21 protein-coding genes are annotated in these 22,837 nt (G+C 41.8%); 5 read left to right on the top strand and 16 right to left on the bottom strand.

The window, feature by feature from the left end:
• Positions 1–7: 7 nt before the first annotated feature.
• Complete coding sequence (locus tag EGM47_RS06590; RefSeq protein WP_124979988.1) at positions 8–2,443, top strand: hypothetical protein; 2,436 nt, start codon at positions 8–10, stop codon at positions 2,441–2,443.
• A gap of 139 nt (positions 2,444–2,582) precedes the next feature.
• Here the strand turns inward: EGM47_RS06590 and EGM47_RS06585 are convergent, their stop codons facing one another.
• The 4 genes from EGM47_RS06585 to rlmF are packed head-to-tail and all read right to left on the bottom strand — an operon-like array spanning position 2,583 to position 6,879.
• On the bottom strand, positions 2,583–3,419 hold the full coding sequence (locus EGM47_RS06585; RefSeq protein WP_124979987.1) for a fructosamine kinase family protein: 837 nt from the start codon (positions 3,417–3,419) through the stop codon (positions 2,583–2,585).
• A 6-nt stretch (positions 3,420–3,425) separates the two neighbouring features.
• On the bottom strand, positions 3,426–4,679 hold the full coding sequence (locus EGM47_RS06580; RefSeq protein WP_124979986.1) for a tetratricopeptide repeat protein: 1,254 nt from the start codon (positions 4,677–4,679) through the stop codon (positions 3,426–3,428).
• The gene (locus EGM47_RS06575) at positions 4,679–6,019 is read right to left on the bottom strand and encodes an ATP-binding protein (RefSeq protein WP_124979985.1); all 1,341 of its coding nucleotides are present in this window, start codon (positions 6,017–6,019) and stop codon (positions 4,679–4,681) included. The genes EGM47_RS06580 and EGM47_RS06575 overlap by 1 nt, the downstream gene beginning before the upstream one ends.
• A 14-nt stretch (positions 6,020–6,033) precedes the next feature.
• Positions 6,034–6,879, bottom strand: coding sequence for a 23S rRNA (adenine(1618)-N(6))-methyltransferase RlmF (gene rlmF / locus EGM47_RS06570; protein ID WP_124979984.1), 846 nt, complete (start codon positions 6,877–6,879; stop codon positions 6,034–6,036).
• A 97-nt stretch (positions 6,880–6,976) separates the two neighbouring features.
• Between rlmF and EGM47_RS06565 the strand changes: the two genes are divergently transcribed.
• The gene (locus EGM47_RS06565; RefSeq protein ID WP_206052132.1) at positions 6,977–8,326 is read left to right on the top strand and encodes a DEAD/DEAH box helicase; all 1,350 of its coding nucleotides are present in this window, start codon (positions 6,977–6,979) and stop codon (positions 8,324–8,326) included.
• Between the two features lie 108 nt (positions 8,327–8,434).
• Here the strand turns inward: EGM47_RS06565 and EGM47_RS06560 are convergent, their stop codons facing one another.
• Positions 8,435–9,334, bottom strand: coding sequence for a DUF6263 family protein (locus EGM47_RS06560; RefSeq protein ID WP_124979982.1), 900 nt, complete (start codon positions 9,332–9,334; stop codon positions 8,435–8,437).
• A gap of 233 nt (positions 9,335–9,567) precedes the next feature.
• On the opposite strand from EGM47_RS06560, the gene EGM47_RS06555 reads away from it, so the two are divergent.
• Entirely contained in the window at positions 9,568–10,068 is a 501-nt protein-coding gene (locus tag EGM47_RS06555; RefSeq protein ID WP_124979981.1) for an OmpH family outer membrane protein, read from the top strand.
• A gap of 139 nt (positions 10,069–10,207) precedes the next feature.
• A complete protein-coding gene (locus tag EGM47_RS06550) occupies positions 10,208–10,834 on the top strand; it encodes a carbonic anhydrase family protein (protein WP_124979980.1) in 627 nt (208 codons plus the stop codon).
• A 74-nt stretch (positions 10,835–10,908) separates the two neighbouring features.
• Here EGM47_RS06550 and EGM47_RS06545 read toward each other — a convergent pair whose 3' ends face one another.
• The 7 genes from EGM47_RS06545 to EGM47_RS06515 form a co-directional block, all read right to left on the bottom strand.
• The gene (locus EGM47_RS06545) at positions 10,909–11,280 is read right to left on the bottom strand and encodes a hypothetical protein (RefSeq protein ID WP_124979979.1); all 372 of its coding nucleotides are present in this window, start codon (positions 11,278–11,280) and stop codon (positions 10,909–10,911) included.
• A 109-nt stretch (positions 11,281–11,389) separates the two neighbouring features.
• On the bottom strand, positions 11,390–11,812 hold the full coding sequence (locus tag EGM47_RS06540) for a guided entry of tail-anchored proteins factor 1 (protein ID WP_124979978.1): 423 nt from the start codon (positions 11,810–11,812) through the stop codon (positions 11,390–11,392).
• Between the two features lie 168 nt (positions 11,813–11,980).
• Positions 11,981–13,672 (bottom strand): lysine--tRNA ligase, encoded by a 1,692-nt coding sequence (gene lysS / locus EGM47_RS06535; protein ID WP_124979977.1) that lies wholly within the window; start codon positions 13,670–13,672, stop codon positions 11,981–11,983.
• Positions 13,673–13,762: 90 nt separating this feature from the next.
• On the bottom strand, positions 13,763–14,674 hold the full coding sequence (locus tag EGM47_RS06530; RefSeq protein WP_124979976.1) for a patatin-like phospholipase family protein: 912 nt from the start codon (positions 14,672–14,674) through the stop codon (positions 13,763–13,765).
• Between the two features lie 7 nt (positions 14,675–14,681).
• Positions 14,682–15,560, bottom strand: a complete 879-nt coding sequence (locus EGM47_RS06525) for an MBL fold metallo-hydrolase (protein ID WP_124979975.1) — start codon at positions 15,558–15,560, stop codon at positions 14,682–14,684.
• A gap of 89 nt (positions 15,561–15,649) precedes the next feature.
• Positions 15,650–17,419 carry a Na+/H+ antiporter NhaC family protein gene (locus EGM47_RS06520; RefSeq protein ID WP_124979974.1) on the bottom strand — a complete coding sequence of 590 codons (1,770 nt, stop codon included), beginning with the start codon at positions 17,417–17,419 and terminating at the stop codon, positions 15,650–15,652.
• Positions 17,420–17,472: 53 nt separating this feature from the next.
• Positions 17,473–18,027 (bottom strand): cupin domain-containing protein, encoded by a 555-nt coding sequence (locus EGM47_RS06515; protein ID WP_124979973.1) that lies wholly within the window; start codon positions 18,025–18,027, stop codon positions 17,473–17,475.
• Positions 18,028–18,143: 116 nt separating this feature from the next.
• Here EGM47_RS06515 and trxB point away from each other — a divergent pair, with 116 nt between their 5' ends.
• Positions 18,144–19,130 (top strand): thioredoxin-disulfide reductase, encoded by a 987-nt coding sequence (trxB, locus tag EGM47_RS06510; RefSeq protein ID WP_124979972.1) that lies wholly within the window; start codon positions 18,144–18,146, stop codon positions 19,128–19,130.
• Positions 19,131–19,204: 74 nt separating this feature from the next.
• Here the strand turns inward: trxB and EGM47_RS06505 are convergent, their stop codons facing one another.
• The 4 genes from EGM47_RS06505 to EGM47_RS06490 form a co-directional block, all read right to left on the bottom strand.
• Positions 19,205–20,029, bottom strand: coding sequence for a GIN domain-containing protein (locus tag EGM47_RS06505; RefSeq protein ID WP_124979971.1), 825 nt, complete (start codon positions 20,027–20,029; stop codon positions 19,205–19,207).
• 127 nt (positions 20,030–20,156) lie between these two features.
• The gene (locus tag EGM47_RS06500; RefSeq protein WP_124979970.1) at positions 20,157–21,863 is read right to left on the bottom strand and encodes a PspC domain-containing protein; all 1,707 of its coding nucleotides are present in this window, start codon (positions 21,861–21,863) and stop codon (positions 20,157–20,159) included.
• Positions 21,860–22,201, bottom strand: a complete 342-nt coding sequence (locus tag EGM47_RS06495; RefSeq protein ID WP_124979969.1) for a PadR family transcriptional regulator — start codon at positions 22,199–22,201, stop codon at positions 21,860–21,862. The genes EGM47_RS06500 and EGM47_RS06495 overlap by 4 nt, the downstream gene beginning before the upstream one ends.
• 1 nt (position 22,202) lies before the next feature.
• Positions 22,203–22,703: a DUF4870 domain-containing protein gene (locus tag EGM47_RS06490; RefSeq protein ID WP_124979968.1), complete on the bottom strand. Its 501-nt coding sequence runs from the start codon at positions 22,701–22,703 to the stop codon at positions 22,203–22,205.
• Positions 22,704–22,837: the final 134 nt, after the last annotated feature.

Here is a 22,837-nt window from a genome sequence, read left to right as displayed (position 1 = left end):
GTTTTTTATGCGCCTACTTTTGGTAATGATCGCCAGCGCCATGCTACTATCCAGCTGTCAAAACGACGTTGAATACAGTAATGACTTATTGCAACGTATCCCTACCGATTCCAGAATTATATTGCATACTGAACGACTTGCCGACGTGCATCAGTTCCTGCAAAGCAATGAGTTATTTGGTCAATTGGAAAAGCTTTCTCGCCTACAGGAAATCAAAAAGGCAGCTGATTTTTTAGGAGCATATGATTTGGATCATGAAGCTCTAGTTGCTTTGAGTATGGAGGGGCGTAATGAGGTAGTTATTACCTTAATCACCAATACTGCTCAATTTCCTGCAGATTCTACTTCATTGCATCACAGCCTTACCTATAATGGTGAAAAGATTGAGGCGCATTCCAAAGAGGGGCTTACTGTTTATTCTTTGAATCATAAAGGCATCCATCTGGCGAGTACCTCACAATTGGTGATTGAAAATCTGATCAACAGAAACATTGAGAATTATGTTTTTGATGAATCTTTCCGACATATTTATCAGCGGACCTACAACAATGATTTTTCCATATATGTCAAAGCCAGCAGCAAAAATTGGCTTGAGCAGTTCTTGATGGGTAGAAATACGAATGCCAACCAAAACCATGCACTCTGGTATCAGTTGGAACCTCAAAATAGTGAGGCTGTTTTACAATTGGACGGTATTTTGACCTACAGGGACAGTATGCGCATGGACCATGATCTCTACAACAACCTGCGCGGACAAGAAAATAGAGTGCAGGAAATTGCGCCAGTCAATCTGATTAATTTAAGATCTGTGACATACGATGGTCCAGAACAGTTGGTCAAAAACCTGAGCAGATTCCACTCCAAGAAAATAAATGTGAGCCAGCCCATTGAAGACCTACTGGAAAATACCTCAGAAATGAGCGAGATCCAATTGCAAAAGGAACTGGCTTTGGTTTTTACGTTAAAACCCTACGAAGCCATTTTTATGAATCTGGATAGCCTATCTACGGCAAAGTTTACCTACCGTGAGCAGACAGTTTATGAACTGGCGGAAGCGTTAAATACCTCGAGTATTGTTCCGTTGGTTAAGCAAGATGTCTATCCTTATGTTACCGTCTTGGGTCAGCATATGATTTTTTCAAAAAGCCAGGCCACTCCAGAAACTTTTATTTCTAATTACCAAAACAAAACAGTACTGTCCGAGCAGTCGTGGTGGAAATCGGCCAATCGTTCTATCAGTAGGAGCAGTAGCCTGTTAAAAATCACCTCGCTGGATTATTTTAAATCCTTGGCAGAGGTAGCTTCTACCGCCGATAAGAAAATCATGACAAGTCTGGATAGAGAGCAATATCCATTAATGATCAGCCAGTACGTGCATGAGGATGAATATGCGCATTACCATATCGTGGTGCCTACTACTCAAGGTACAAGTATTGAACAACAGATCAGTCAAGCCGGCGTATTTAAATCGCCTAAGAAAATTATTGCAGGCCCATTTCTATTCCCCAATCACATTGCCAAAACACACGATGTAGCCTTTCAGGACGAGGAAAACGTCTTGCACTTGATTTCGGCGACGGGCAAGAAATGGTGGAGCAAACCGCTGGATGCTCAAATCCTGGGTACACCTGAAGTTACAGATGCCTACAAAAATGGGCGCAAGCAAATGGCTTTTGCCACTTCTGGCGCTGTATATTTCCTTGATCGTAATGGCAAGGATGTCAATTCATATCCCAAAAAGCTCAAACAACCCATCACCCAGCCATTGAGCGTTTTTGATTATGACAACCGCAGGGAATACAGGTTTCTGGTAACACAGGAGGATGAGTTGATCATGTTTGATCGTGAAGGAGATGTGGTCAAAGGCTTTAACTATCGTCCCGATGGTAGCATTGTCAGTAAGCCACAACACTGTAGAGTCGGACGCAAGGATTTTATCGCTTTCGCGAAAGCGGACGGAAACATCTCCCTATTGCACCGAACAGGTGGTGTACGAACCAAGGTAAAACAAAAAGTTAACCCAAGAGGTCCGTTATACTTCCATGAGAATCGCTTAAAAACGTTAACAACAGATGGTGCCCTGGCAACTGTAGATTTAGTTAAGGGAGAGGTGGTACTCTCAGGTAAATGGGGCGCCGGCGAGCATTTGGTGACCAATGAAAAACTGCTGATCAGACAAGATAATAATGTGCTTAATATCAATGGTGTAAAAACTACGTTGCCTTACGGAACCTATCTTCCTGCACGTTTATCCCATTTGAAAGATGGAAATTTTGTACACCTGGTAGAGTCTGGAGAGCATCGGGTCTATATTATTGATGAAGAGGGCGATATTTTACCCTCCTTGCCAGTGTACGGAAAATCAACCAGTAGTTTAGCACAATCCAAGGGACGTTATCTGGCGACCTTGGACGGCGATGATGTCATTATTTACAAGTGGTAATGTAAATAACAAACACATGGCAAGGGTCGGTAGAGAAACAAATGCTGAATTTCAATTACGCTAGGGCTTTATTGGAGATGCAAGTGACCGACCTACAATTTGAGTCCTCATTCATGGCAAAATACGCATGGTCTCGAATTCAGGAATATTTCTGAATAATGGAAGTCACCCTGCCCAGATATGCGCTCCCAAAAAGATTTAAATGTACCAATAGGTAGTAAAGCTGAAACAAGGCAATCCTGTCTTGCCATCCAACTATGGGTGAACGATATTGGTGATAAAGCTCAAAAACCTCTTCGGAAAATCCGCCGAATAATCTCATCATCGCCAGATCCATCTCGGCAATCCCGTAATGCGCAGCCGGGTCTATAAAAACAGGGTCCCCTGCTGGGTCGGTTAACAAATTACCCGACCATAAATCACCATGAATGAGCGCTGGTGGTTGAGTTGGAACTAATTCAAGAATTCTTTTTTTTAAATTTTTGACAGGCAAATTAAAACCCTTTTTTTGAGCAAGATGTATCTGGGGTTGCAGTCGTTCTTCCCAATAAAATGTTGCCGCAGTGGAATGGCGTTTATTGGATTGTGGCAGGCTACCGATGTAATTGTCGGTAGATGCTCCAAAATGTTCATGGGTTTGTTGGTGCAGCGCGGCCAATGTTTTACTTAGAGTTTTCACTTTCACCGGTGTCGTACCGGTGGGTATATATTCCATGACTAAGTACTGGTACCTTTCGGTTTCTCCCTGTTGAATAATTGTTGGCACCTTGAGATCAGGACAAGAAGATAGCCATTCCAGTCCTAACTTTTCCTTATATAACATGCCAGGAAAGCGATCCTTATCGTTCAATTTAATCACCAAATCACCTGACGATGTTGTGAGCTTGTGAACCTCGTTGATATCCCCACCACTTAAAGGTTGAGTTGCATTGATGTTCAAGTGAATTTGAGCTCGAATGTCAGCAGGTAAACCCATCGAACTTTAAATATTATCTCTGCGTATGACTACAGCATTGACCAACCATTGAAAAGCAAAAAAACTGACCAAAAAACCGATGACAAATGGATTGGCGATGTCACCCGTCTTGAAGCTGAGATAAATTGCAATTCCAGCAATGATGGTCATAATTCCAGCGGCCAATGGCATGAGGTTTCTAGGTTTCGTCTCCATATAGAACATGCTCCAAGGGATCATCAAAATCAAACCAGCTACGGCGATCATGGCATATCTAAAATCATCTGTCAGCAAATAGGCGCCAACCCCTGCCAAGAAGACAATGATACAAATTCCAGTAAGCCAAACCGCCTGTTTTTCTTTTGGTTCAAGCAGAAACTTGGCGTACTTATTAAAACTAAATAGCAATTGGGAAACCGGCCCGATGATCCAAGTGCTTAAAGCGACAATCGCGAGAAGGATTACAATTGGAGTCAGGACAGGGGAAAGGGCGGGAATACTTTCAGAGAGATAATCCAATACGCGCATACCCAAATAAAATCCAATGATAAAACCCCATTGATACTTAGCGCCCATATTGCCCAACCAAAACTGATATTTGAGGAACCAGCGATAAAAGAAATATTTGGATTGTAAGGCTTGCATCATTCCCGCTTGAGCATATCCATTATTGGGGTCATATCTCAGGGCTTGTTTGAAATGTTCTAATGCCTGTTTATGTTGGCCAGTCTCCAATTTATGCCAGCCGTAATTAGAATGTGTATAAGAATCTTCTGGATTTTCACCCAGTGCGCCTCTAAGGGTTTCTTCAGATTCAGCTTTCTTGTGTTGTTTGAGTTGGGCTGTGCTTTTGGTGTTTAAAGCCAATAAGTTATCCGGTTCTAAACTCAAGGCTTTATCGGATAAGTTTTCGGCTTCTGCATATTCTTTTCGTGCCAATTTGATCTGTGCCAATTGAGCAAAATGCCCGGCTTCTGAGGGATTGATGTTGATAGCTTCCTTCAGTAGTCCTTCTGCCTCATCATATCGTTCTACATCAATCATGATTCGCGCTTTGGTGGAATATAATTGATCCATATAAGGAGCAATACCCAGCGCCAGATCAATAAAATGCTTGGCATCCTTTGGTCGATCCAAAGCGAGGTGGACCGCTGCCATGAGGTGCAGAGAAGTAACATCATTGGGATCCTCCTGTAAAGCGACTTTCAGCAAATCCTCTGCGTGTTTGTACCTTCCCTGTTCGTAAAGTAATATAATTCGGTCGTAACTGGCTTCCTGCATTATTTTTTAAGCTTCAAATAAGTAAGAATGTCATCATACAGCCCAGATTCATTGGCGTAAATAGCAAAGTTCTTGGCAGTCACAAACCACTCTTTGGTGCTGGGTTTGTGTTTTTTCAGAGCTTTGGTTAAGTCTTTTGTGGTCAATGGTTGAGGTATTCCGGCAGAGATCGCTTCCTCCAATTTGCTTTCAATGGCAATATCGATCACTGCTTCGATGTCGGCTCCAGAATATTCCTGACTTTTTTTGGCCAAAGTTAATGAGTCAACATCCTTGACAGGCTTACCATTTAGTTTTAAATCAAAAATACCCTCTCTGGCTTTTTCGTCTGGTGGCGGAACAAAAAGAATTCGGTCAAACCTCCCTGGTCTCCTAAATGCCGTATCCAAATGCCATGGCATATTCGTAGCCCCTAAAATCAATAGTCCCTCGTTGTCATTGGAAATTCCATCGAGTTCCTGTAGAAATTGGTTGATGAGATTTTTTCCAGCACTTTGTTTCATATCGCTTCGGCTGGCGCCTAGCGCATCGATCTCATCTATGAACAAAATACAAGGTGTATTTTCTCGGGCCACTTCAAAGATGCGGTGGAGGTTTTTTTCTGAGTTTCCAATCCACATATCCAAAATGTCATTGAGACTTAAGGAAATAAATTTAGCGTTGATTTGTCCAGCCGTAGCTTTAGCGATATAGGTCTTACCACATCCTGGAGGTCCATAAAGCAGGATTCCGCCACCAATTTTTTTTCCATAGGCTTTGTAAATTTCTGGATGGAGTAGGGGTTGCACGATTTTAAGATCAATCTCACGTTTAACCGTTTCCATTCCGCCGACCTGGTCAAAATTGATTTCGGGCTTTTCTATGAATATATTGGCATCGTTGTAGCCGTCCTCAAAATCATCAAATTCATCATCCTCGTCGTATTCTGCATAGGTTGTGCTAGATGGCATTCTGAGTTCCTTGTCCAGTTCGGCGTCGGCAAAATCTGGGTGTAGTCGCAGTAATTCCTGATAGGCCTCAACAGCTTGTTCCGTATCGTTGGAGCGTACCAATGATCTGGTGTAGAACAGATGTGTGTCTAGATCTTTACTGCCATCTGCAATCAGGCTTTCAAGGATCACAATCGCTTTAGAATAATTGCGCTGTTTGTAGGAAATCAATGCCAAGCCTAGTCGTGCTTTAGGTTCTGATTGATACTGCAGTATAATTTCATATTCCTCCTCGGCTTCTTCTAAACGCTGAGCTTGTCGCAAGGACTCGGCCAAGTGTAGTCTTAACGGGATATTGTCTGGAGAAACCTCAAGGGCTTCCCTTAAATTATTGATGGTTCTATCGTCCATGGATGACCGTATTTTTATGATTTGGAAGCTTCTGGAAAACGCCAGGCCAGGAACCGGGTATCTTTATTTCCGGTGGTCATCTGGATCACCTGGTGTTCTGCTTTTAACTTCTTAAGTTGTTTGATGGGTTTGGGGAGGTGTTGCTTTCGCGAAAGCAAACATGTAAACCAGCCCACCTGAGTTTTAAAATTGACCGACTCCTTGATCATTCTTTTAATGAACAGGGCTTCTCCACCGTTGCACCAAAGCTCATGCGCCTGACCGGAAAAGTTACGTCGCGCTTCTCTTGTACCCAAATTATTTTGTTTGGTTAGATTGGCTTTGATTGCCTCTTCCTCACTGGCGTAGAACGGTGGATTACACATGGTAAAGTCAAAATATTCTTCTTCACGGATGGCGCGATTCAGAATGTTGCCACGATCGATCTGGTGTCGTATTTCAATATGTTCATTTTTAGAAGTGTTTCTTTTCGCGAAAGCGACGCTTTGATCATCTACATCCACACCTACCATTTCATACCCATAAATGGCGTTACCCAATAAGGGATAAATGGCGCTGGCCCCGCAACCAATATCCAGGCCTTTTTTATCTCCTTTACCGATTAAATCCGCGATATGATGAATATAATCTGCCCGACCGGGTATCGGCGGATAAATGGAGTGCTCGGGCAGTCTCCAATATTTAATTTTATAGTGATATTTGAGTAAAGCTGTGTTGAATTCCAAAATGGCGTCAGCATCGCTGAAATCAATGGTGTCACTACCCGTAGGGCTTTTCTCCAGAAAGGGTTGTAATGCTGGGTGCGCATCTACTAATTTTGGAAAATCGTAGCCGTACCGATGTATGTTTCTGATATGCATGTTACAAAGATACTCTTATACCTACTTTACACAATGGTGAAGCGAAGGCATCATCACCCGCTGCTTAAATAGTACCTTTGCAAAAAATATTGTCATCATGACCTTTGCCGAATTGAACTTGAAAGCGCCCTTGCGCAACAGTATAGACGAATTGGGGTTTGAGAAAATGACCCCAATACAGGAAAACTCGTTTTCCAAAATTTGTTCAGGCAAAGACATGATCGGGATCGCGCAAACCGGAACGGGTAAGACCCTGGCTTATATGTTGCCCTTGCTGCATCAGCTGTCGTATGCAGAATTGGAACACCCGCGTATTTTAATACTTGTACCAACCCGTGAATTAGTCGTACAGGTCGTCGAGCAAGCAGCGTCCTATTCTCGATATATGAACTTAAAGGTGCTGGGAATTTACGGAGGGACCAATATCAATACACAAAAAAAGTCCTATGCAGAGGGCGTGGACATCCTGGTGGCTACACCAGGGAGATTGTATGATTTGATTGTTCATCAAACGGTCAGCTTTAAACATTGCCGAAAGGTTGTGATTGATGAGGTGGACGTCATGTTGGATTTGGGGTTCAGGTTTCAGCTCACCAATATTTTTGATCATCTGCCCAACCGGCGTCAAAACATCATGTTCTCAGCAACGATGACTGATCAAATTGAGGAATTTATCAAAGGATATTTCCATCGCCCTGAAAAGGTTTCTGTCGCTGTTTCTGGAACACCACTAGAACATATCAATCAATCCAGTTATCCTGTTCCTAACTTTTACACCAAGGCCAATTTATTGATGCATCTTTTAAGTGATCCTACTACCTATCATAAGGTACTTGTTTTTGTAGGAAACAAAAAACAGGCTGATCGATTGCAGGAAGAGATGAGTGAACACTACGGGTCTGAAGTAGCCGTGATTCATTCCAACAAAACCCAAAACTATAGGTTGCGTTCTATAGAATTGTTTGATTCTGGTCAATGCAGGATACTGATCGCTACAGATGTGATGGCCCGAGGCTTGGATTTGGAAAAAATTTCCCACGTCATCAATCTTGATGTTCCTGCCTTTCCCGAAAATTATATGCACAGAATAGGAAGAACCGGACGAGCCGAACAAAAAGGAGAAAGTATATTGTTTTTTACAGAGAAGGAACAAGCCTTGAAAATAGAGATCGAGCAATTGATGGATCAACCCATTCCTGTGTTAGAATTTCCTAAAGTGGTGGAAGTCTCTCAACGCAAAGCTCCAGAGGAGAAGACTGTAGTCAGAGAGCGTCATAACCCGCACAATGTCGAGGAAGACGAGCGAGGAGCCGCCTTTCATGAAAAAAGCGAGAAAAACAAAAAGACCAATCAGGGAGGTAGCTACCGGCGAGAACTGGCCAAAAAATATAAGAAACCCAAGACCAGAGGCGACAAGAATATCAATCGCCGCCGTAAAAGAAAATAGGCACATCGACTAACTTGGAGATGATCCTAAAGCAGTTCAGATTACCTACAGCTCTATTTCAATTGATATGACCTGGCTCTTCAGTTTCGGCTATGGTGAGTGTTAATTTTAGTCAATGGTGGTGACATTGATGACGTCCATAACTATTTTTACTGCCTGCGGACTCATATCATTAGCAGGCATTTCAATACTTCCTGAAAGTTTTTGCTCTTGTTGCATACTCTTGATCCAACCCGTACTGCGGTCTAAAATGTAAGTGGAGCTCATATGACCTTTGATATCGGCTACTCCCTTCATTCCTAAAATTTCAAGCTTAGCTCCAGGTTCAGTAGCCATATCAGCTTCAGATTTTATGGTATAGGAATGATCGTCATAAGCAATGAGTCTATTGGTCGCCGTGGATTCAATGGTGAAAAATGTAGAAGTTTTAAAGACCGAATTCCAGGTATCTTCTTTTTTGACTTTTTCCTTTGGATAAATGTTGAATAGGGCTTGGTAACTATCAGTGAATACTTCGTCGGTAAGATTTTTTAACATTTCTGCTTCTACTTGTAACTTTTGCATCTCTGGAAGATTTACATTATTCATGATTCCTTCTCTCATTTTGGAGGCGTCCAGAGATAGAATATCTCCGCTTTTAGTGATAGTCATAAGTAGTGGGGTACCAGTTAGGTTTTTCATAATGACATTCAAGGGATCTGATTGTGGACCCTCAGAATCCATAAACATATTTCCCATCGCAGATTTTTGTTCTGTACTACTAGTGGTTGGAGTAACCTCGAGTTTATAAATATTCTCTTTCAGAGACATAACTTTAAAATCCGTATCCTGAGTAATGGTTGTAGTAACATCTTGTGAGAATCCGTTAACCTTTTGTTTGGTAGTGGAAACAGTTTCTTGTCTCATTTTATAAGTTTCACCAACTTCCAGGTTCAAATTGATATCCTGTTGTGCAAAAGAAAGGCTTAGGGTAGATAAGAATACCGTGATCCAAAGTAGATTTTTCATTGTTATAGCGTTATCAATAGTTGGTAAAGTAACTGATAAAATTCCACTACAATGAATAATTTCTGGTAAATAAGTTCAAAATATGAAAGATCACTATAAGGGTTTTGATAGCCAAATAACATTAATTAACACAAAAGCTAGCTAGAACGGTCCAATAGTTGAAATTAGGACAGCAAAACAGTCTAAGAGTGTAAGTAGACTTGATTATCTTGCACACCTTAAAAACACAAAAAATGAAAAAAGTATTTTTATTGTTATTTCTTGTCGCAGGTACAGCCATGGCTCAAACTGGTTACGTCCAGTATGAAGCCCTGCTCCAATCCATGCCAGAATACAATACTGCCCAATCTCAGATTAACAAGTTTACAGAAACATTGGTTGCCGACTTAAAAAAAGCTGAAAAAAATGCTGGGGCCAAAATGAATGATTTGAAATATAAAGCCCAAGCACCAGATGTTACCGAAGCTCAGATGCAAGAATTCGGTAAACAAGCTCAGACTTTACAACAAGAAATCGAACGCGAGAAACAACTGGCAGATCTAAAACTTGCCGCAGAACGCAATAAGCTACTTGACCCGCTAACGGCTAAATTAAACGCAGCTATCAAGAAGGTTGCTGATGCCAAGGGCTTTAAACTCATTGTTGATGTAAGTACAGTGGCTTATTCCACCGAGGGCACTGATATCAGTGAGGCAGTGGCCAAAGAATTAGGTATTCCACTGGACCAGGAGTAAGAAGACTTCATCATAACTTATGAACCGTTTCCACATCGGAAACGGTTTTTTATTGCGCTAATTTTAGGTTAATGCTTGGAATTATATTTTCTTGACTAAGAATGATGCTTATTTTTGAGAATAACTAAATCAAAATTTTATGAAAGCCCATACCAAGGAAACTCAGTCTACCATTACACCAACCAAAGCTAAAGACCTGTTGGTAGAAGGGAATCAAAGATTTGTTCAGAAGAAAATGATCAACAGGGATTTGTTAGATCAGGTAAACGACACGGCAACTGGTCAATTTCCATTTGCCACTGTTTTGAGTTGTATTGACTCCAGGGTATCTTCAGAACTGATCTTTGATCAGGGAATAGGAGATATTTTTAGCGCTAGGGTAGCTGGCAATTTTGTCAATGAAGACATATTGGGAAGCATGGAGTTTGCCTGTAAATTGGCAGGAACAAAATTGATACTTGTTTTGGGTCACACCAGCTGTGGCGCCATCAAAGGTGCTTGCGATCATGCCAGATTAGGTAATCTGACAAAACTTATTCAAAAACTGGAACCAGCCGTTGAGGCGGTAAAACAACCTAGTGAAGCTGAACGTCGCAATTCAAGCAATCTTGAATTTGTCAATGAGGTGGCCAAGAAAAACGTTCATATGACCATAGAGCAAATCCGGGATGAGAGCCAGGTGTTGAACGATATGGAGGAAGCCGGTGAGATCAAAATACTGGGTGGTATGTATGATATCGCTACAGGGAAAGTAGAGTTCTATTAAAAAGAGTCGCATGTAAATTCCTTCATAAAAAAAGCCTCCAACATTGGAGGCTTTTTTTATTTGATAAATACAGCTTATTTAGGGCTAATATTGTTCATGTAGCGCTGGAATTTTTCTTCACCCAGTACTTCTTTCAGTTGTAATTCGTATCGGTTATTGATGTCGTTTTCCATGCCTTGTTTATCCTGCACCGCAGAATTGTCGGCATGTAACTCTTGAAGTGCCGCAACCCTTTGTTCTACCACTTCCAAAAGTGAACCTTTTTTCTTGAGATCCAATTGGGTAATAGAAATGATTTGATCCGTAAGGGAATTTACCTTTTCATTCAGAGTTTCAAGACGTGTTTCGGTCTCAAGGGTATGTTGCTTTTGCTGAGGTGTTATTTCCTGCTGTGCCATGGCAGTGGCTCCCATTAGAAGAGCGGCGATAAATAGTAATTTTTTCATGCTGTAAGTTTTAACGCTCCTAAAAATAAGCAATTATTTCTACAGACCATAAAAAAGCTGGATTCCTTAGTTGAAATCCAGTCTTTTAATGTTGATCTGCAGTCCGGGTCTATGACCGACCTGGTCTCTTACCATTTTTAGCATGCTTTCTTCGATTGGCTTTTTTGGCCATCATTCGTTGCCAGCGTTTGTACTGGTCTTCGTTCAGGATGTTTTTCATTTCGCGCTTCATGGCGATTTTCTTCTCCAGTCGTTGCTCTCTTCTTGCTACTTTTTCATCAACAGATAGTGATTTTAAAGATTCGCGGTCGATTTTGTTTTGCTTGCGGTCTTTGATTTCCTTCAACAATAATTGCTCAACCTTCTGCTGTTGTTGCTGATCCAGATCCAGCATTAAAGTCATTTTCTTAGACTGTACCGAGGCAAGTTGAGCTGGAGTTGCCTCCTGCATAGCACGATCTCCTCTTTGAGCACTTACTATACCTACCATCATCAAACAGACTGCCAATAGGATTGCTTTTGTGTTTTTCATGTCTTTTGTGTTTTTGTATTACCCCATTATGACTTTCCCGGAAATGAAAAGTTTAATGGCTCATACAAGTTGACGCCATAATTATCATGTAGCAATATGGCGAGTACAAAAAAAGGCAGAATAACTTCCTGCCTTTTAAAAATCCATGATTTGTGAAATCTTATCACATCAAAGTGCCTCCACAAATAAGCCTTGCTCAGTCTTGGAAACCTTGGCCACCTTTTTGGCGGTCAGCCCTTTGATAGCCTTGTCCCATTTTTTGTTGCTCAGACCAGCCTGATCTTTAAGATCATTCAATTCAGGTTGGTCTGTTTTGAGTAATAACTCATATACATGTTTTTCGTCATCATTGAGCTCGACGCTTAGTGTCTTTTCAGGTTTCATTTGGGGGAAGAAAAGAACTTCCTGAATGGATGGATTGTTGGTTAGGAACATGATCAAACGGTCCATACCAATACCTAGACCAGAAGTGGGAGGCATCCCGTATTCCAATGCACGTAAGAAATCCTGATCTATAAACATAGCCTCGTCATCACCGCGATCAGCTAGTTTTACTTGCGCCTCAAAGCGTTCCCGTTGGTCGATTGGATCATTGAGTTCGGAATAAGCATTGGCAATTTCTTTTCCGCATACCATCAGTTCAAATCTTTCTGTCAATTCTGGATTGTCCCTATGCTGCTTGCAAAGTGGAGACATCTCCTTGGGATAATCCGTGATAAATGTAGGTTGGATATAGTTTCCCTCGCATTTCTCGCCAAATATCTCATCGATTAATTTCCCTTTACCCATGCTGTCGTCCACGTCTATACCTTGCGCTTTCGCGAAAGCGAACAATTCCTGCTCCGTTTTCCCATCGATATCAAATCCAGTAAAATCAATAATGGATTGCCTCATGGTTACTCTGGGGTAGGGGGCTTTCCATTCAATCTCGTGCTTTCCAAAAGTACTCTTGGTTGTTCCATTCACACTTATCGCACAGTGCTCCAGTAACTTCTCGGTAAATTCCATCATCCAATTGTAGTCCTTATAGGCTACGTAGATTTCCATGGCCGTAAACTCTGGATTATGGGTACGATCCATCCCTTCATTTCTGAAGTTTTTACTGAATTCATACACGCCATCAAAGCCTCCTACGATCAAACGTTTCAGGTATAATTCGTTGGCGATACGCATATATAATGGAATATCAAGCGAGTTGTGATGTGTAATAAAGGGACGAGCCGCAGCACCACCAGGAATGGGCTGTAGTATAGGCGTCTCTACCTCAAAATACTCACGATCATTAAAGAAAGATCGCATTGCATTAAACAATTTAGTGCGCTTTACAAATACATCTTTGACCTTGGGGTTGACTACCAGATCTGCATAGCGTTGTCGGTAGCGCATTTCTGGATCATTGAACTCGTCATAGGTTTTACCTTCGGCATCGGTTTTTGGAAGGGGTAGAGGTTTGAGTGATTTACTCAACAATGTAAAATCCTTGACCATGACAGTTTTTTCACCTACCTGGGTTTGGAACAATTCGCCCTCGATTCCAATAAAATCGCCAATATCAAGTAGCTTTTTGTACACGTCATTGTACAGGCTCTTGTCTTCGTTAGGGCAGATCTCATCGCGGTTAAAGTAGACTTGAATACGACCGTCAGCATCCTGCAGCTCGGCAAATGAAGCTTTTCCTTGTATGCGTCTGGACATCAACCTCCCAGCGATCACCACTTTTTTTCCGTCCTCAAAATCTGCTTTGATCTTTTTGGAGGTGTGGTCCACCGGATAGAGTGCCGCGGGATACGGATCAATGCCTAGCTCACGTAATTTACCGAGTTTTTCGCGGCGTACGATTTCTTGTTCAGAAAGTTGCATATCAAGAATTTGTTTAAGCCTGCAAAGATACTATGGAGCCTTGCAGTTACAAAATCAAAACGAGACTGCTGAAACCAAAACGCGAGGCACCTATTCCTCAGGTTTGATTTCATTTAATTCTTTGTTTTTGTGTGCAGCATAATCAAAACCGCTTTTCCACCAAGAGGACATTTTTTCCTTTTTGAAGATGAGCGAATTAGTCGTCAGTACAGTAGGCGTATAGTATAGATTGATGATAGCGTCGTGGTTATTTGCGGTGTATTTGCCGATGGTGATGTTTTGTTTTTCAATCCTATCCATCATAAAATTATGCAAGTTAGACAACAAAGCAAATGGGTTTTTGGAAGGTAGGTTGTTGTAGTAAGTGACTTCGGTTTCCAGAATGATGACATCTACCTCTGTGGCTCCACGATCAATGGCCTCTTTGATAGGGACCATGCTCCCAAAGCCGCCATCGGCATATTCACAGCCGTTTTTGCGCACCAGGCTCATAAAAGGGATGTAGTTGCAGGAGATCCAGATCCAATCGATGAAATCCTCATAGTCAAAGTCCTTTATGGATTTGTATTCAGTCTCGTTTAGCGACAAATTAGATACGGTCACTACTACATTTTTGTGACTTTGTTGGAGTTCGTTGAATTCCTCCACAGTCAGAGTTTTGGCGATTAACTTTCTCAAGTTGCGGCTTTCGCCAAAAGTCTTAGATCCTTTGATCAGGTTGCGTAATACTTTCCAATGATTAATACTGATTTGCTCCTGACCATATTTGTCTTTTTTGATCAGGAAAGGGCGCAGGTTAAAAATCGAGGATTGGTTAACACTGGTGTAAACTTGTTTGATTTTTTCTATACGGTTCAAGGCCAAATGCGAGACCATCAAACTTCCTGTTGACGTACCCACAAACAAATCGTACTGATATTTTTGTACTTCCAGCAGATATTGGGCAACCCCACCACCGAAAGCACCTTTACTGCCGCCACCAGAAATTACTAATGCCCTCATGCCTTATTTATTGACCTGACGATCGATAAAGACCATCATATAGTGTTGTTCTTATCTTGACTCCATCAATATAGCCATTTCCAAAACCTAGATCATCATAATATTTGGTAAGACTGGAATCGTTGATCACTTCGTCTCGGGTGCGTTTTTCTTCAATAGCAAGTGATATTTTAGATTTTAATTCACGTAGCATTTTTACAGATTCGCCAAGGTTTTCAAAACTACCCAAGGCTCCGTGACCAGGTATGATATTTGTGGAAGGATTGATCAATTCGAGCATGGTTTCCTGAGCTTTGATGTATCCGTCGATCGAGCCACCAGACTGAAGGTCTATGAATGGATAGCGGCCATTGAAAAACATATCTCCTGTATGAAGAACATTATATCTGGGCAGGTAGACAAAACTGTCTCCATCCGTATGGGCATTTTCCAAATGTATCAGGATGATTTCGTCAGATGCCATTTCCAGCATGGCAGAATCCTCGATGGTGCTTTCAGGTAAAAAGCCAGTTTCTTTACCGTCAGCCTGCAAACGTTTATAAACATTTTGATGGGCAATCAATGTGGCTTGTGCATCATTAAATTGAGCGTTACCTCCAGTATGGTCACCGTGATGATGCGTGTTGACCAAATAAATAATCGGCTGATCCGTCAAATCATTGATGGCAGTCTTGATTTTATCACTGAGCGGTGCAAATTGTGAGTCCACCATTAACACACCTTCCTCGGTAATCCACAACATGATATTGCCTCCAGCGCCTTCCAGCATATAAACCTGACCGTTGACCTGGGTTGTTTTGATATTGACGTTGTCAAACCTACCTTGGGGATAAACCATAGTTGAAGCAAGGGTCGCCATCAGCAGAAGGAAATATTTAAGTGACATATTGCGAAGATTAATAGGTACTAAATATACGCATACTGGCTACAGAAAATTGATGTAGTAATCTAGATGGCTATAGAAATCTATGTGATCTACTGTTCTTCCCCAATAGTATCTAATGTAGGCTCATTAACGGTGAGTTGGCGTATCTTGATCCGGAAAGCGGCAAATAATAAGGTCATAAAAGGTGACAGCCAGTTAAAAATGGCATAGATAAAATAATCCTTCACATCCACACCCAAGGTGGTGCTCTGATAAGCACCACAAGTATTCCACGGTATAAGGGCACTTGTTACTGTTCCTGAATCTTCTAATGTCCTCGAAAGGTTTTCTGGGGCCAAACCTTTTTCTCGATATGCGTTAGAGTACATTTTACCTGGTACTACCAGTGCTAAATATTGATCACTAGCGGTAACATTTATGGCTAGACAGCTAACAACGGTACTCGCAAACAAACCAAATACGGAATCAAAAAGGTTCAGTAAAGAACGACTAATCACCGCTAGCGCACCTATAGCATCCATAACTCCGCCAAATACCATAGCACAAATGATCAGCCAGATAGTTCCTAGCATAGCTTCCATGCCTTTACCTTCAAATAGTCCAGAAAGCTTATCACTAATTTTTGGATTGTTTGTCACTGGAGTCACGGAAGTGGAAACCGTAATAGCGTCCATGATAGCAAAGTAAGAAGTGACCAGAAAATTTGTAGAAGCGGCAGTAACTTCGATTGTACCTTTCACTTGACCGTCCACTAATATCTCGGTAGATTTAGAGGTGGTAAAATTTTGAGTTTCAGCTCCATCAGGAAGGTTCAGTTTCAAAGGTTGCGAAAGACTTACATTAGATTCAGGAGCGGCCACTAATTCGTACACTCCAGGGTCTTGATAATTATTACTTGATTTATTATCCAATAACACCATTTCTTTAAATTCAGAAGGGATATCTGAGATGCTATACTTCATTCCTTGTCCCCAAATTAAATTGGTTTGAAATAGCAGTGCAAATACTCCAGCTAAAAGTGTTCCTATAAGCAAGGACAGTAGTGGAGATACTTTTTTTACAATCATTGCGATCACCACGATGGGGACTACAAATAACCATGCTGTCGTGTTGAAAGTGTTAGATATAGCCTCCTGGTATTGGGAAACATCGGCTATTCCAGAATTCCCTTGACTAAAACCGATGATGATAAAAACTGTCAATGTTACCATGATCGTGGGAACTGTCGTATAACTCATATATTTAATGTGGGTAAATAGGTCCGTACCTGCCATGGCTGGTGCCAAATTCGTAGTATCACTCAGCGGACTCAGCTTGTCCCCAAAATAGGCGCCGCTTAAAACTGCTCCCGCTGTCATCCCTACACTTATGTCCAGCGCCCCGGCAATACCTATCAATGCGATACCCACCGTGGCACTGGTGGTCCAACTACTTCCCGTAGCTACAGAAATGACCGCACAAATGATAACACAGGCCGCCAGAAAAATGGAGGGATTGAGGATATCAAGTCCGTAGTAAATCATGGTAGGTATGATACCACTGATCAGCCAGGTACCAGCCAATGCCCCCACCATCAATAATATCAGTAAAGCACCTGTTGTAGATTTTATGTTCTGAGCAACCTCCTCAATCATGCTTTGATAAGAGACTTTATTGAAATAGCCAACTATTCCAGCAACCGTAGCTCCTAGGAGTAAGACAAATTGATTGGTTCCACTTAGGGACATATCTCCATATACATAGACATTTATGGCAAGCATAATAACCAAAGCCGCCACAGGAATCAAAGCTTCCCAAATACTTAAGGCTCTATTTTCGATAATTTTTTCGTCTTCCTGGTTGATATTTTGGCTCTCCATAGATGTTGTTGATGAGGTGTAATGTTACGATATTGTAATTTGAGTTGCAACCCTTAGCGCTGGGCATTGACATAAAGTCTTTCTAGGCGACGTTGGAATCCTAGCTTTCGCGAAAGCGATAACATGCTTGGTAATAAGGGCTGTATTAATTTAAACGTCCAATGTTTGACCTGGGTGTCCCCCCAATCCAATAAAATAATGGCATAAAAAGGGTTGTAAGGAATCTGGTTGGCACCAAAGGTTTTGCCATCCCGCACCAGTCCGAACAAGGCAGCCATGAACTTTTCAAATCCAGGTTGGCCGGGTTCTATTTTGGCCTGAAAAACAATGGGTCGGTCACCTGGATTATAAAATCTATGCAGATCGCCAATCGGAACCTTAAAGGATTGTCCTGGCCCGAGTCGCAACTCCTCTCCTTTATAATGTACACCTAAGCTTCCGCTGATGGGATAAAAATCTTCAGTAAAGCGTTGGTGGTAATGAATAGGATTTCCTCCATCAGGTTGTAACTCTACCTCAATTAAACTGAAAGCACCATCTGTATCAGCCGAGCTTCGTAAAATAGTGGCGCGTTCCCGAGTGATAGGATTGACATAGGTCTGGCTCATACTTCAAAGGTAATGGCTGCAGATTCATTCCCTTAATAAACTGATAATAAATACTGATGCTGTTGGCTTCAACATCCTCTGGCAATAGCTTAGATTTGTAAGCAAAGTCGAATATTATGTCAGAAAACATTGAAAGAATAAAATGCTTGATCATCGGATCAGGTCCTGCGGGTTACACGGCTGCCATTTATGCAGCAAGAGCAGATATGAAACCCGTTGTATATACAGGTATGGAGCCAGGAGGCCAATTAACCACGACTACTGAGGTAGATAATTTTCCTGGGTATCCAGAAGGTATTGATGGTCCTGCGATGATGGTTGACCTACAGAAACAAGCCGAGCGTTTTGGTACACAAGTACGTATAGGTATGGTGACAGAGGTGCAATTTGCTCAAGAAAAAGGAGGCATACATACGGCTATCATCGATGGAAAAACGAAAGTGGAAGCACATACCGTGATTATTTCCACTGGCGCCAGTGCTAAATATCTGGGATTACCTAGTGAACAGCGTTTAAGAGGAGGTGGTGTCAGCGCATGTGCGGTATGTGACGGATTCTTTTATAAAAATCAAGATGTAGCCATCGTTGGAGCAGGGGATACCGCTGCCGAGGAAGCTACTTACCTCGCCAATATTTGTAAAAGTGTAACCATGCTGGTACGTAAAGATTACATGCGAGCTTCAAAGGCTATGCAACACAGGGTGCATGGGAAAGAAAATATCAAGGTGCTCTTCAATAGCGAGGTAGACGAGGTACTGGGGGATACTGTAGTAGAAGGTTTACGCATTGTCAATAACGAAACCCAAGAAAAGCACGAGATCGAAATCACTGGCCTTTTTATCGCTATCGGTCACAAACCTAACACAGATATTTTCAAAGGGCAATTAGATATGGGAGGTGATGGTTATCTTAAAACTGTGCCGGGAACGACCAAGACTAATTTACCGGGTGTTTTTGCCTCTGGAGATGTTCAAGATAAAATATACCGTCAGGCGGTAACTGCTGCAGGAACAGGCTGTATGGCTGCTTTAGACGCAGAGCGCTACCTGGCCGAACTAGGCGTAGTAGAGGAGATGACCGCCGGTGATTATCACGTTGAATAAAAGTCACTTCTATTGATAAAAAAATCCCTTTGGTGGCTACCAAAGGGATTTTTTTTCATAGTAATGTCTACTCACTATTCTTTTTTAAGCACGGCTTTACCAGTAAATTTTTTGATATCAAAATCAGGGTTATTGTGTATTGCTATCTCGGCGTCATCTGTTGCTTCCAAAGAAAAATTATTCTTGACATTCACAGAAGCCTGAGCGTTATTCTTGATCATGAGTTCCAGGTTGTCAAAAACCAAATTCTTACCTTCCAACTGCGCGCGATCTTTTAAGCTCAGCGTTCCTCGTTTGACATCACCTTCAATTCGTGCGTCCACACGGTTGTCCAAGGATAAATCCAATTTCTCATATTTAACAAGGGCTTTTACAGATGCGTTATCGGTCAAACGGATGTTAGCTTGTTTACCCGTTAAGTTCAGTTCAGATTTAGTGCTGCGCTCGGCGTTCAAAGTAAGGTTGTCAATGGTCGCGGTAAGGTAAACTTCAGCATCTTTTTCTATGTTTAACTCCAATTCTTCAAATTGTAGACTGGTAACTGAAGAAAGTTGGGCGTCATCAGTTACGCTTATTTTTTTGAGTTCGGGGCCATAAATAATTCTGAACTTCAATTCTTTTTTTGACCGAATGCGTGCGGTAGTAGTGACCACCAACTTACCTTTGACCACGCTAGCTGCCAGATATTGATGAAGATTGGAGTCCGTGGTGATCTCGATCTGAGGTACGGCACCTGGAACGATTTCTATTTCATATTCCCCATCTATTTCCAGTACATCAAAAGAATCCAACGGACTGATCTGAGTTGTTACCTCTCGATTTCCTTTAACTTTAATAAGGTCTTGTGCTTGAGTATTGATTGAATAGATCGCAAGAATGAGGAGTAGTATTTTTTTCATGTTTTTAATTTGTTTTCCAAAGGTAAAACAAAAACCGCTCCATTATCACAATGAAGCGGTTCCGTTGTTTTGCACCTCAATCACAAGAGCAAAACGTCAACTGAAAATACAAATTTTTAAAATTTTATCAAATTGGATCTTCTTGGTATTCCCATTTACCATCTGTTGTGACCGTAGAGTCCTGAGGTTCTTCATCCATATCGATGACAGAGGATCCAGCTTTAATCTCTTCTTCGGGCTGTGTTTCCTTTTTGATCGGACAATCCAGACACACAGCTTTTCCATCTACGACTTGATAGGTGTAGGCACTGTTACTTCCTAACGAGAAAGCATCATTACTGATATAGGACCTGTACCGACTGGCAAATGCATCGTTCATCCTGAGCTTGACTCCCTCAGGCAAGTAAACAGTGATTTCAACATCTTGTTTGTTAAGTCTGGCACCTTCAATTAGCGTGTAATAATCCCTAATCGTCATGGTTGAATCATTGATGACTACTTCGTGCTGGATGGCCTTGGCATTTTCCTTGGCTTCTTTCAGCGAAGCGCCCCTGGCAATGTAAGAGATCCTGGCAAAAGCCGTGCTGTCTGGTGTTGCCGCGACAGCGGTTTTGATGTCAAACAATCGACGCTCCGTTCCATTCTCAAAATCGGCGATGATCATATTGTCGAAACGGAATTGAACGTTATCCATGTCATCAGTATAGGTATCATCATTCATGTTGAGTTGAAAAACTTTCTCCTGATTGATGTCAAATTTCTCAATGGTGGTGTGTGTACCTTCTACTGCTTGGCTAGCAGCTATTTGGGCAACAAGGATTGTGACCACAATGACGGACGCTACCCAAAGCACCACCAATACAACCTTGGCGGTGGTACCAATAGACCTCAAGTTACTTACTAACAGTTTAAGTCCTAAGATAGCCAGGATCAACAACGGAATTCCCGCAGCAAGGATCAAGGCAAGTACAAACCACCAAGTATTTTGCTCAACTGGTACGACCAGGTCAAAAATGGTGAACAAATTATGGCCTTCTATACTCACCACACTGGCCGTAATGGTAGAAATGATTAGTGCAATGAGGCCTATGGTCGCTCCCAGGAAAAGGAAGAGTCCTATAAGTTTTGCGATAGCTTTGAAAAAGCCTTTAATGATGCGTCCTAAAAAGTTAAAAAACTTAATGGAACCTCTTTTTCCTTTTTGACCTACGATTCGGTGGCCGGCGTCGGTCTCCCCGTCGGCCACTGATTCAAAACCCGACTTAACGTTTTCCTCTCCAATATTGGAAATATTGACTTCCTTTCCCATCATGGTCAGTCGCTGGTTGGTCGTCACTGCATCTGGAGCGAGTATCCAGATTAATACATAAATAGGTACGATCCATCCAGCACTAAGAAAGACCAAGATAACCCAGATTACCCGAACCCAAACCGCTTCAATTCCAAAGTAGTAGCCCAAACCAGAACTTACCCCTCCAACGTATCCGTTTTGGGTATCGCGGAATAATTGCTTGTTGCGTGGTTGCTTATACGCACGTTTGTAGTTGGGTTGATCTTCAAAAATTTCTTCGTCCACTTCATAGTCCTCAGGTTGCCCCATGATACTGATGACTTCCTCGACGTGATTGATGGATATGACTTGTTGTTCATTGGCCCTTTTTTCGAGGAAAAGTTCGGCAATCCTAGATTCGATATCGCCCATGATTTCCTCTGCTCCGCTTGTGCCAGCAAAGGATCTGCGCACGGCAGCCAGATAACGTTGGAGTCGTTGATAGGCATCTTCATCTATGTGGAAGAACAGCCCAGCTAAATTGATATTGATGGTCTTGTTCATGATTTCTTGTTTTTTGATTTGGTCACAATGTTAACGGCATTCTTCAGATCATCCCAAGTGGTGTTGAGTTCAGTCAGGAATATCTTTCCGGTCTCAGTTAGTCCATAGTATTTACGCGGTGGACCGCTCGTGCTTTCTTCCCATCTGTAGTTGAGTAAGCCAGCATTTTTTAACCGGGTCAATAATGGGTAGATGGTACCTTCAACTACTAGCATTTTAGCATCCTTGAGGGTGTCAAGGATTTCCGCCACATAGGCATCCTCTTCCTTGAGAATGGATAGAATGCAGTACTCGAGTACGCCCTTGCGCATTTGCGCTTTTGTGTTTTCTATCTTCATATTATTGTTGTTTTGATACGTCAGCCTCATCAAAATGTGGGATGAAGTTGATCGTTATTGGATAGTCATAATCGTTTCCGTCATGGGCCCGGATTGCCGCTTTAATGGTACAAACTAGATCCAAGATGGATAAGCCCAGAATTGCGGTTCCACAAATGATACCACTGGCTACAATAGTACTGAAGGTGCCCATACTTTCGCTAAACGGCCAGTCGCTACCGTGGTTCATGGCTTCCCAAAGTCCGGGACCGCCAGATATTATTGATCCAATGATGATGCCTCCACCAACAAAGGCCAATACAACGGTGTATAAAGTGATACTTAATTGAAAATTGACCGCCTGCTTTCCGTGCCGGTCGATGAATGGAGATTTATTGGAATTAACCATCCACAAGAGAATGGGCAATACAAAATTCCCCAACGGAAATAACCACTTACCGAAAGTCAGCAAATGGATGCCCGTTGCGATGTTTTTGTGGTTGTTATTTTGAGTTTTTTCCATGACATAATATTTTCTTATGCAAATATATATCTAAAAAAAGGTATTATGCAATACAAAGTACCATATATTTTTTTAATTCAGGTGTTAATGTTGCAATTCGCTTTCGCGAAAGCGTTATACATCAAGGGCTTTTA

The organism is Nonlabens xiamenensis, assembly GCF_003865345.1.
In the GTDB taxonomy this organism is placed as follows: domain Bacteria; phylum Bacteroidota; class Bacteroidia; order Flavobacteriales; family Flavobacteriaceae; genus Nonlabens; species Nonlabens xiamenensis.
Note: the sequence above shows the minus strand (reverse complement) of the source record. Positions and strands in the feature narration are given on the sequence as shown.

What these genes read in the sequence shown, in the direction of transcription:
- EGM47_RS06560 (WP_124979982.1), bottom strand. Translation starts at nt 9,334, where the DNA reads ATGAAAAATCTACTTTGGATCACGGTATTCTTATCTACCCTAAGCCTT.
- EGM47_RS06525 (WP_124979975.1), bottom strand. Translation starts at nt 15,560, where the DNA reads ATGTCACTTAAATATTTCCTTCTGCTGATGGCGACCCTTGCTTCAACT.
- EGM47_RS06555 (WP_124979981.1), top strand. Translation starts at nt 9,568, where the DNA reads ATGAAAAAAGTATTTTTATTGTTATTTCTTGTCGCAGGTACAGCCATG.
- EGM47_RS06590 (WP_124979988.1), top strand. Translation starts at nt 8, where the DNA reads ATGCGCCTACTTTTGGTAATGATCGCCAGCGCCATGCTACTATCCAGC.
- EGM47_RS06515 (WP_124979973.1), bottom strand. Translation starts at nt 18,027, where the DNA reads ATGAGCCAGACCTATGTCAATCCTATCACTCGGGAACGCGCCACTATT.
- EGM47_RS06565 (WP_206052132.1), top strand. Translation starts at nt 6,977, where the DNA reads ATGACCTTTGCCGAATTGAACTTGAAAGCGCCCTTGCGCAACAGTATA.
- EGM47_RS06585 (WP_124979987.1), bottom strand. Translation starts at nt 3,419, where the DNA reads ATGGGTTTACCTGCTGACATTCGAGCTCAAATTCACTTGAACATCAAT.
- EGM47_RS06495 (WP_124979969.1), bottom strand. Translation starts at nt 22,201, where the DNA reads ATGAAGATAGAAAACACAAAAGCGCAAATGCGCAAGGGCGTACTCGAG.
- EGM47_RS06530 (WP_124979976.1), bottom strand. Translation starts at nt 14,674, where the DNA reads ATGAGGGCATTAGTAATTTCTGGTGGCGGCAGTAAAGGTGCTTTCGGT.
- EGM47_RS06575 (WP_124979985.1), bottom strand. Translation starts at nt 6,019, where the DNA reads ATGGACGATAGAACCATCAATAATTTAAGGGAAGCCCTTGAGGTTTCT.
- EGM47_RS06545 (WP_124979979.1), bottom strand. Translation starts at nt 11,280, where the DNA reads ATGAAAAAATTACTATTTATCGCCGCTCTTCTAATGGGAGCCACTGCC.
- EGM47_RS06500 (WP_124979970.1), bottom strand. Translation starts at nt 21,863, where the DNA reads ATGAACAAGACCATCAATATCAATTTAGCTGGGCTGTTCTTCCACATA.
- EGM47_RS06580 (WP_124979986.1), bottom strand. Translation starts at nt 4,679, where the DNA reads ATGCAGGAAGCCAGTTACGACCGAATTATATTACTTTACGAACAGGGA.
- EGM47_RS06550 (WP_124979980.1), top strand. Translation starts at nt 10,208, where the DNA reads ATGAAAGCCCATACCAAGGAAACTCAGTCTACCATTACACCAACCAAA.
- trxB (WP_124979972.1), top strand. Translation starts at nt 18,144, where the DNA reads ATGTCAGAAAACATTGAAAGAATAAAATGCTTGATCATCGGATCAGGT.
- EGM47_RS06505 (WP_124979971.1), bottom strand. Translation starts at nt 20,029, where the DNA reads ATGAAAAAAATACTACTCCTCATTCTTGCGATCTATTCAATCAATACT.
- EGM47_RS06520 (WP_124979974.1), bottom strand. Translation starts at nt 17,419, where the DNA reads ATGGAGAGCCAAAATATCAACCAGGAAGACGAAAAAATTATCGAAAAT.
- EGM47_RS06540 (WP_124979978.1), bottom strand. Translation starts at nt 11,812, where the DNA reads ATGAAAAACACAAAAGCAATCCTATTGGCAGTCTGTTTGATGATGGTA.
- lysS (WP_124979977.1), bottom strand. Translation starts at nt 13,672, where the DNA reads ATGCAACTTTCTGAACAAGAAATCGTACGCCGCGAAAAACTCGGTAAA.
- EGM47_RS06490 (WP_124979968.1), bottom strand. Translation starts at nt 22,703, where the DNA reads ATGGAAAAAACTCAAAATAACAACCACAAAAACATCGCAACGGGCATC.
- rlmF (WP_124979984.1), bottom strand. Translation starts at nt 6,879, where the DNA reads ATGCATATCAGAAACATACATCGGTACGGCTACGATTTTCCAAAATTA.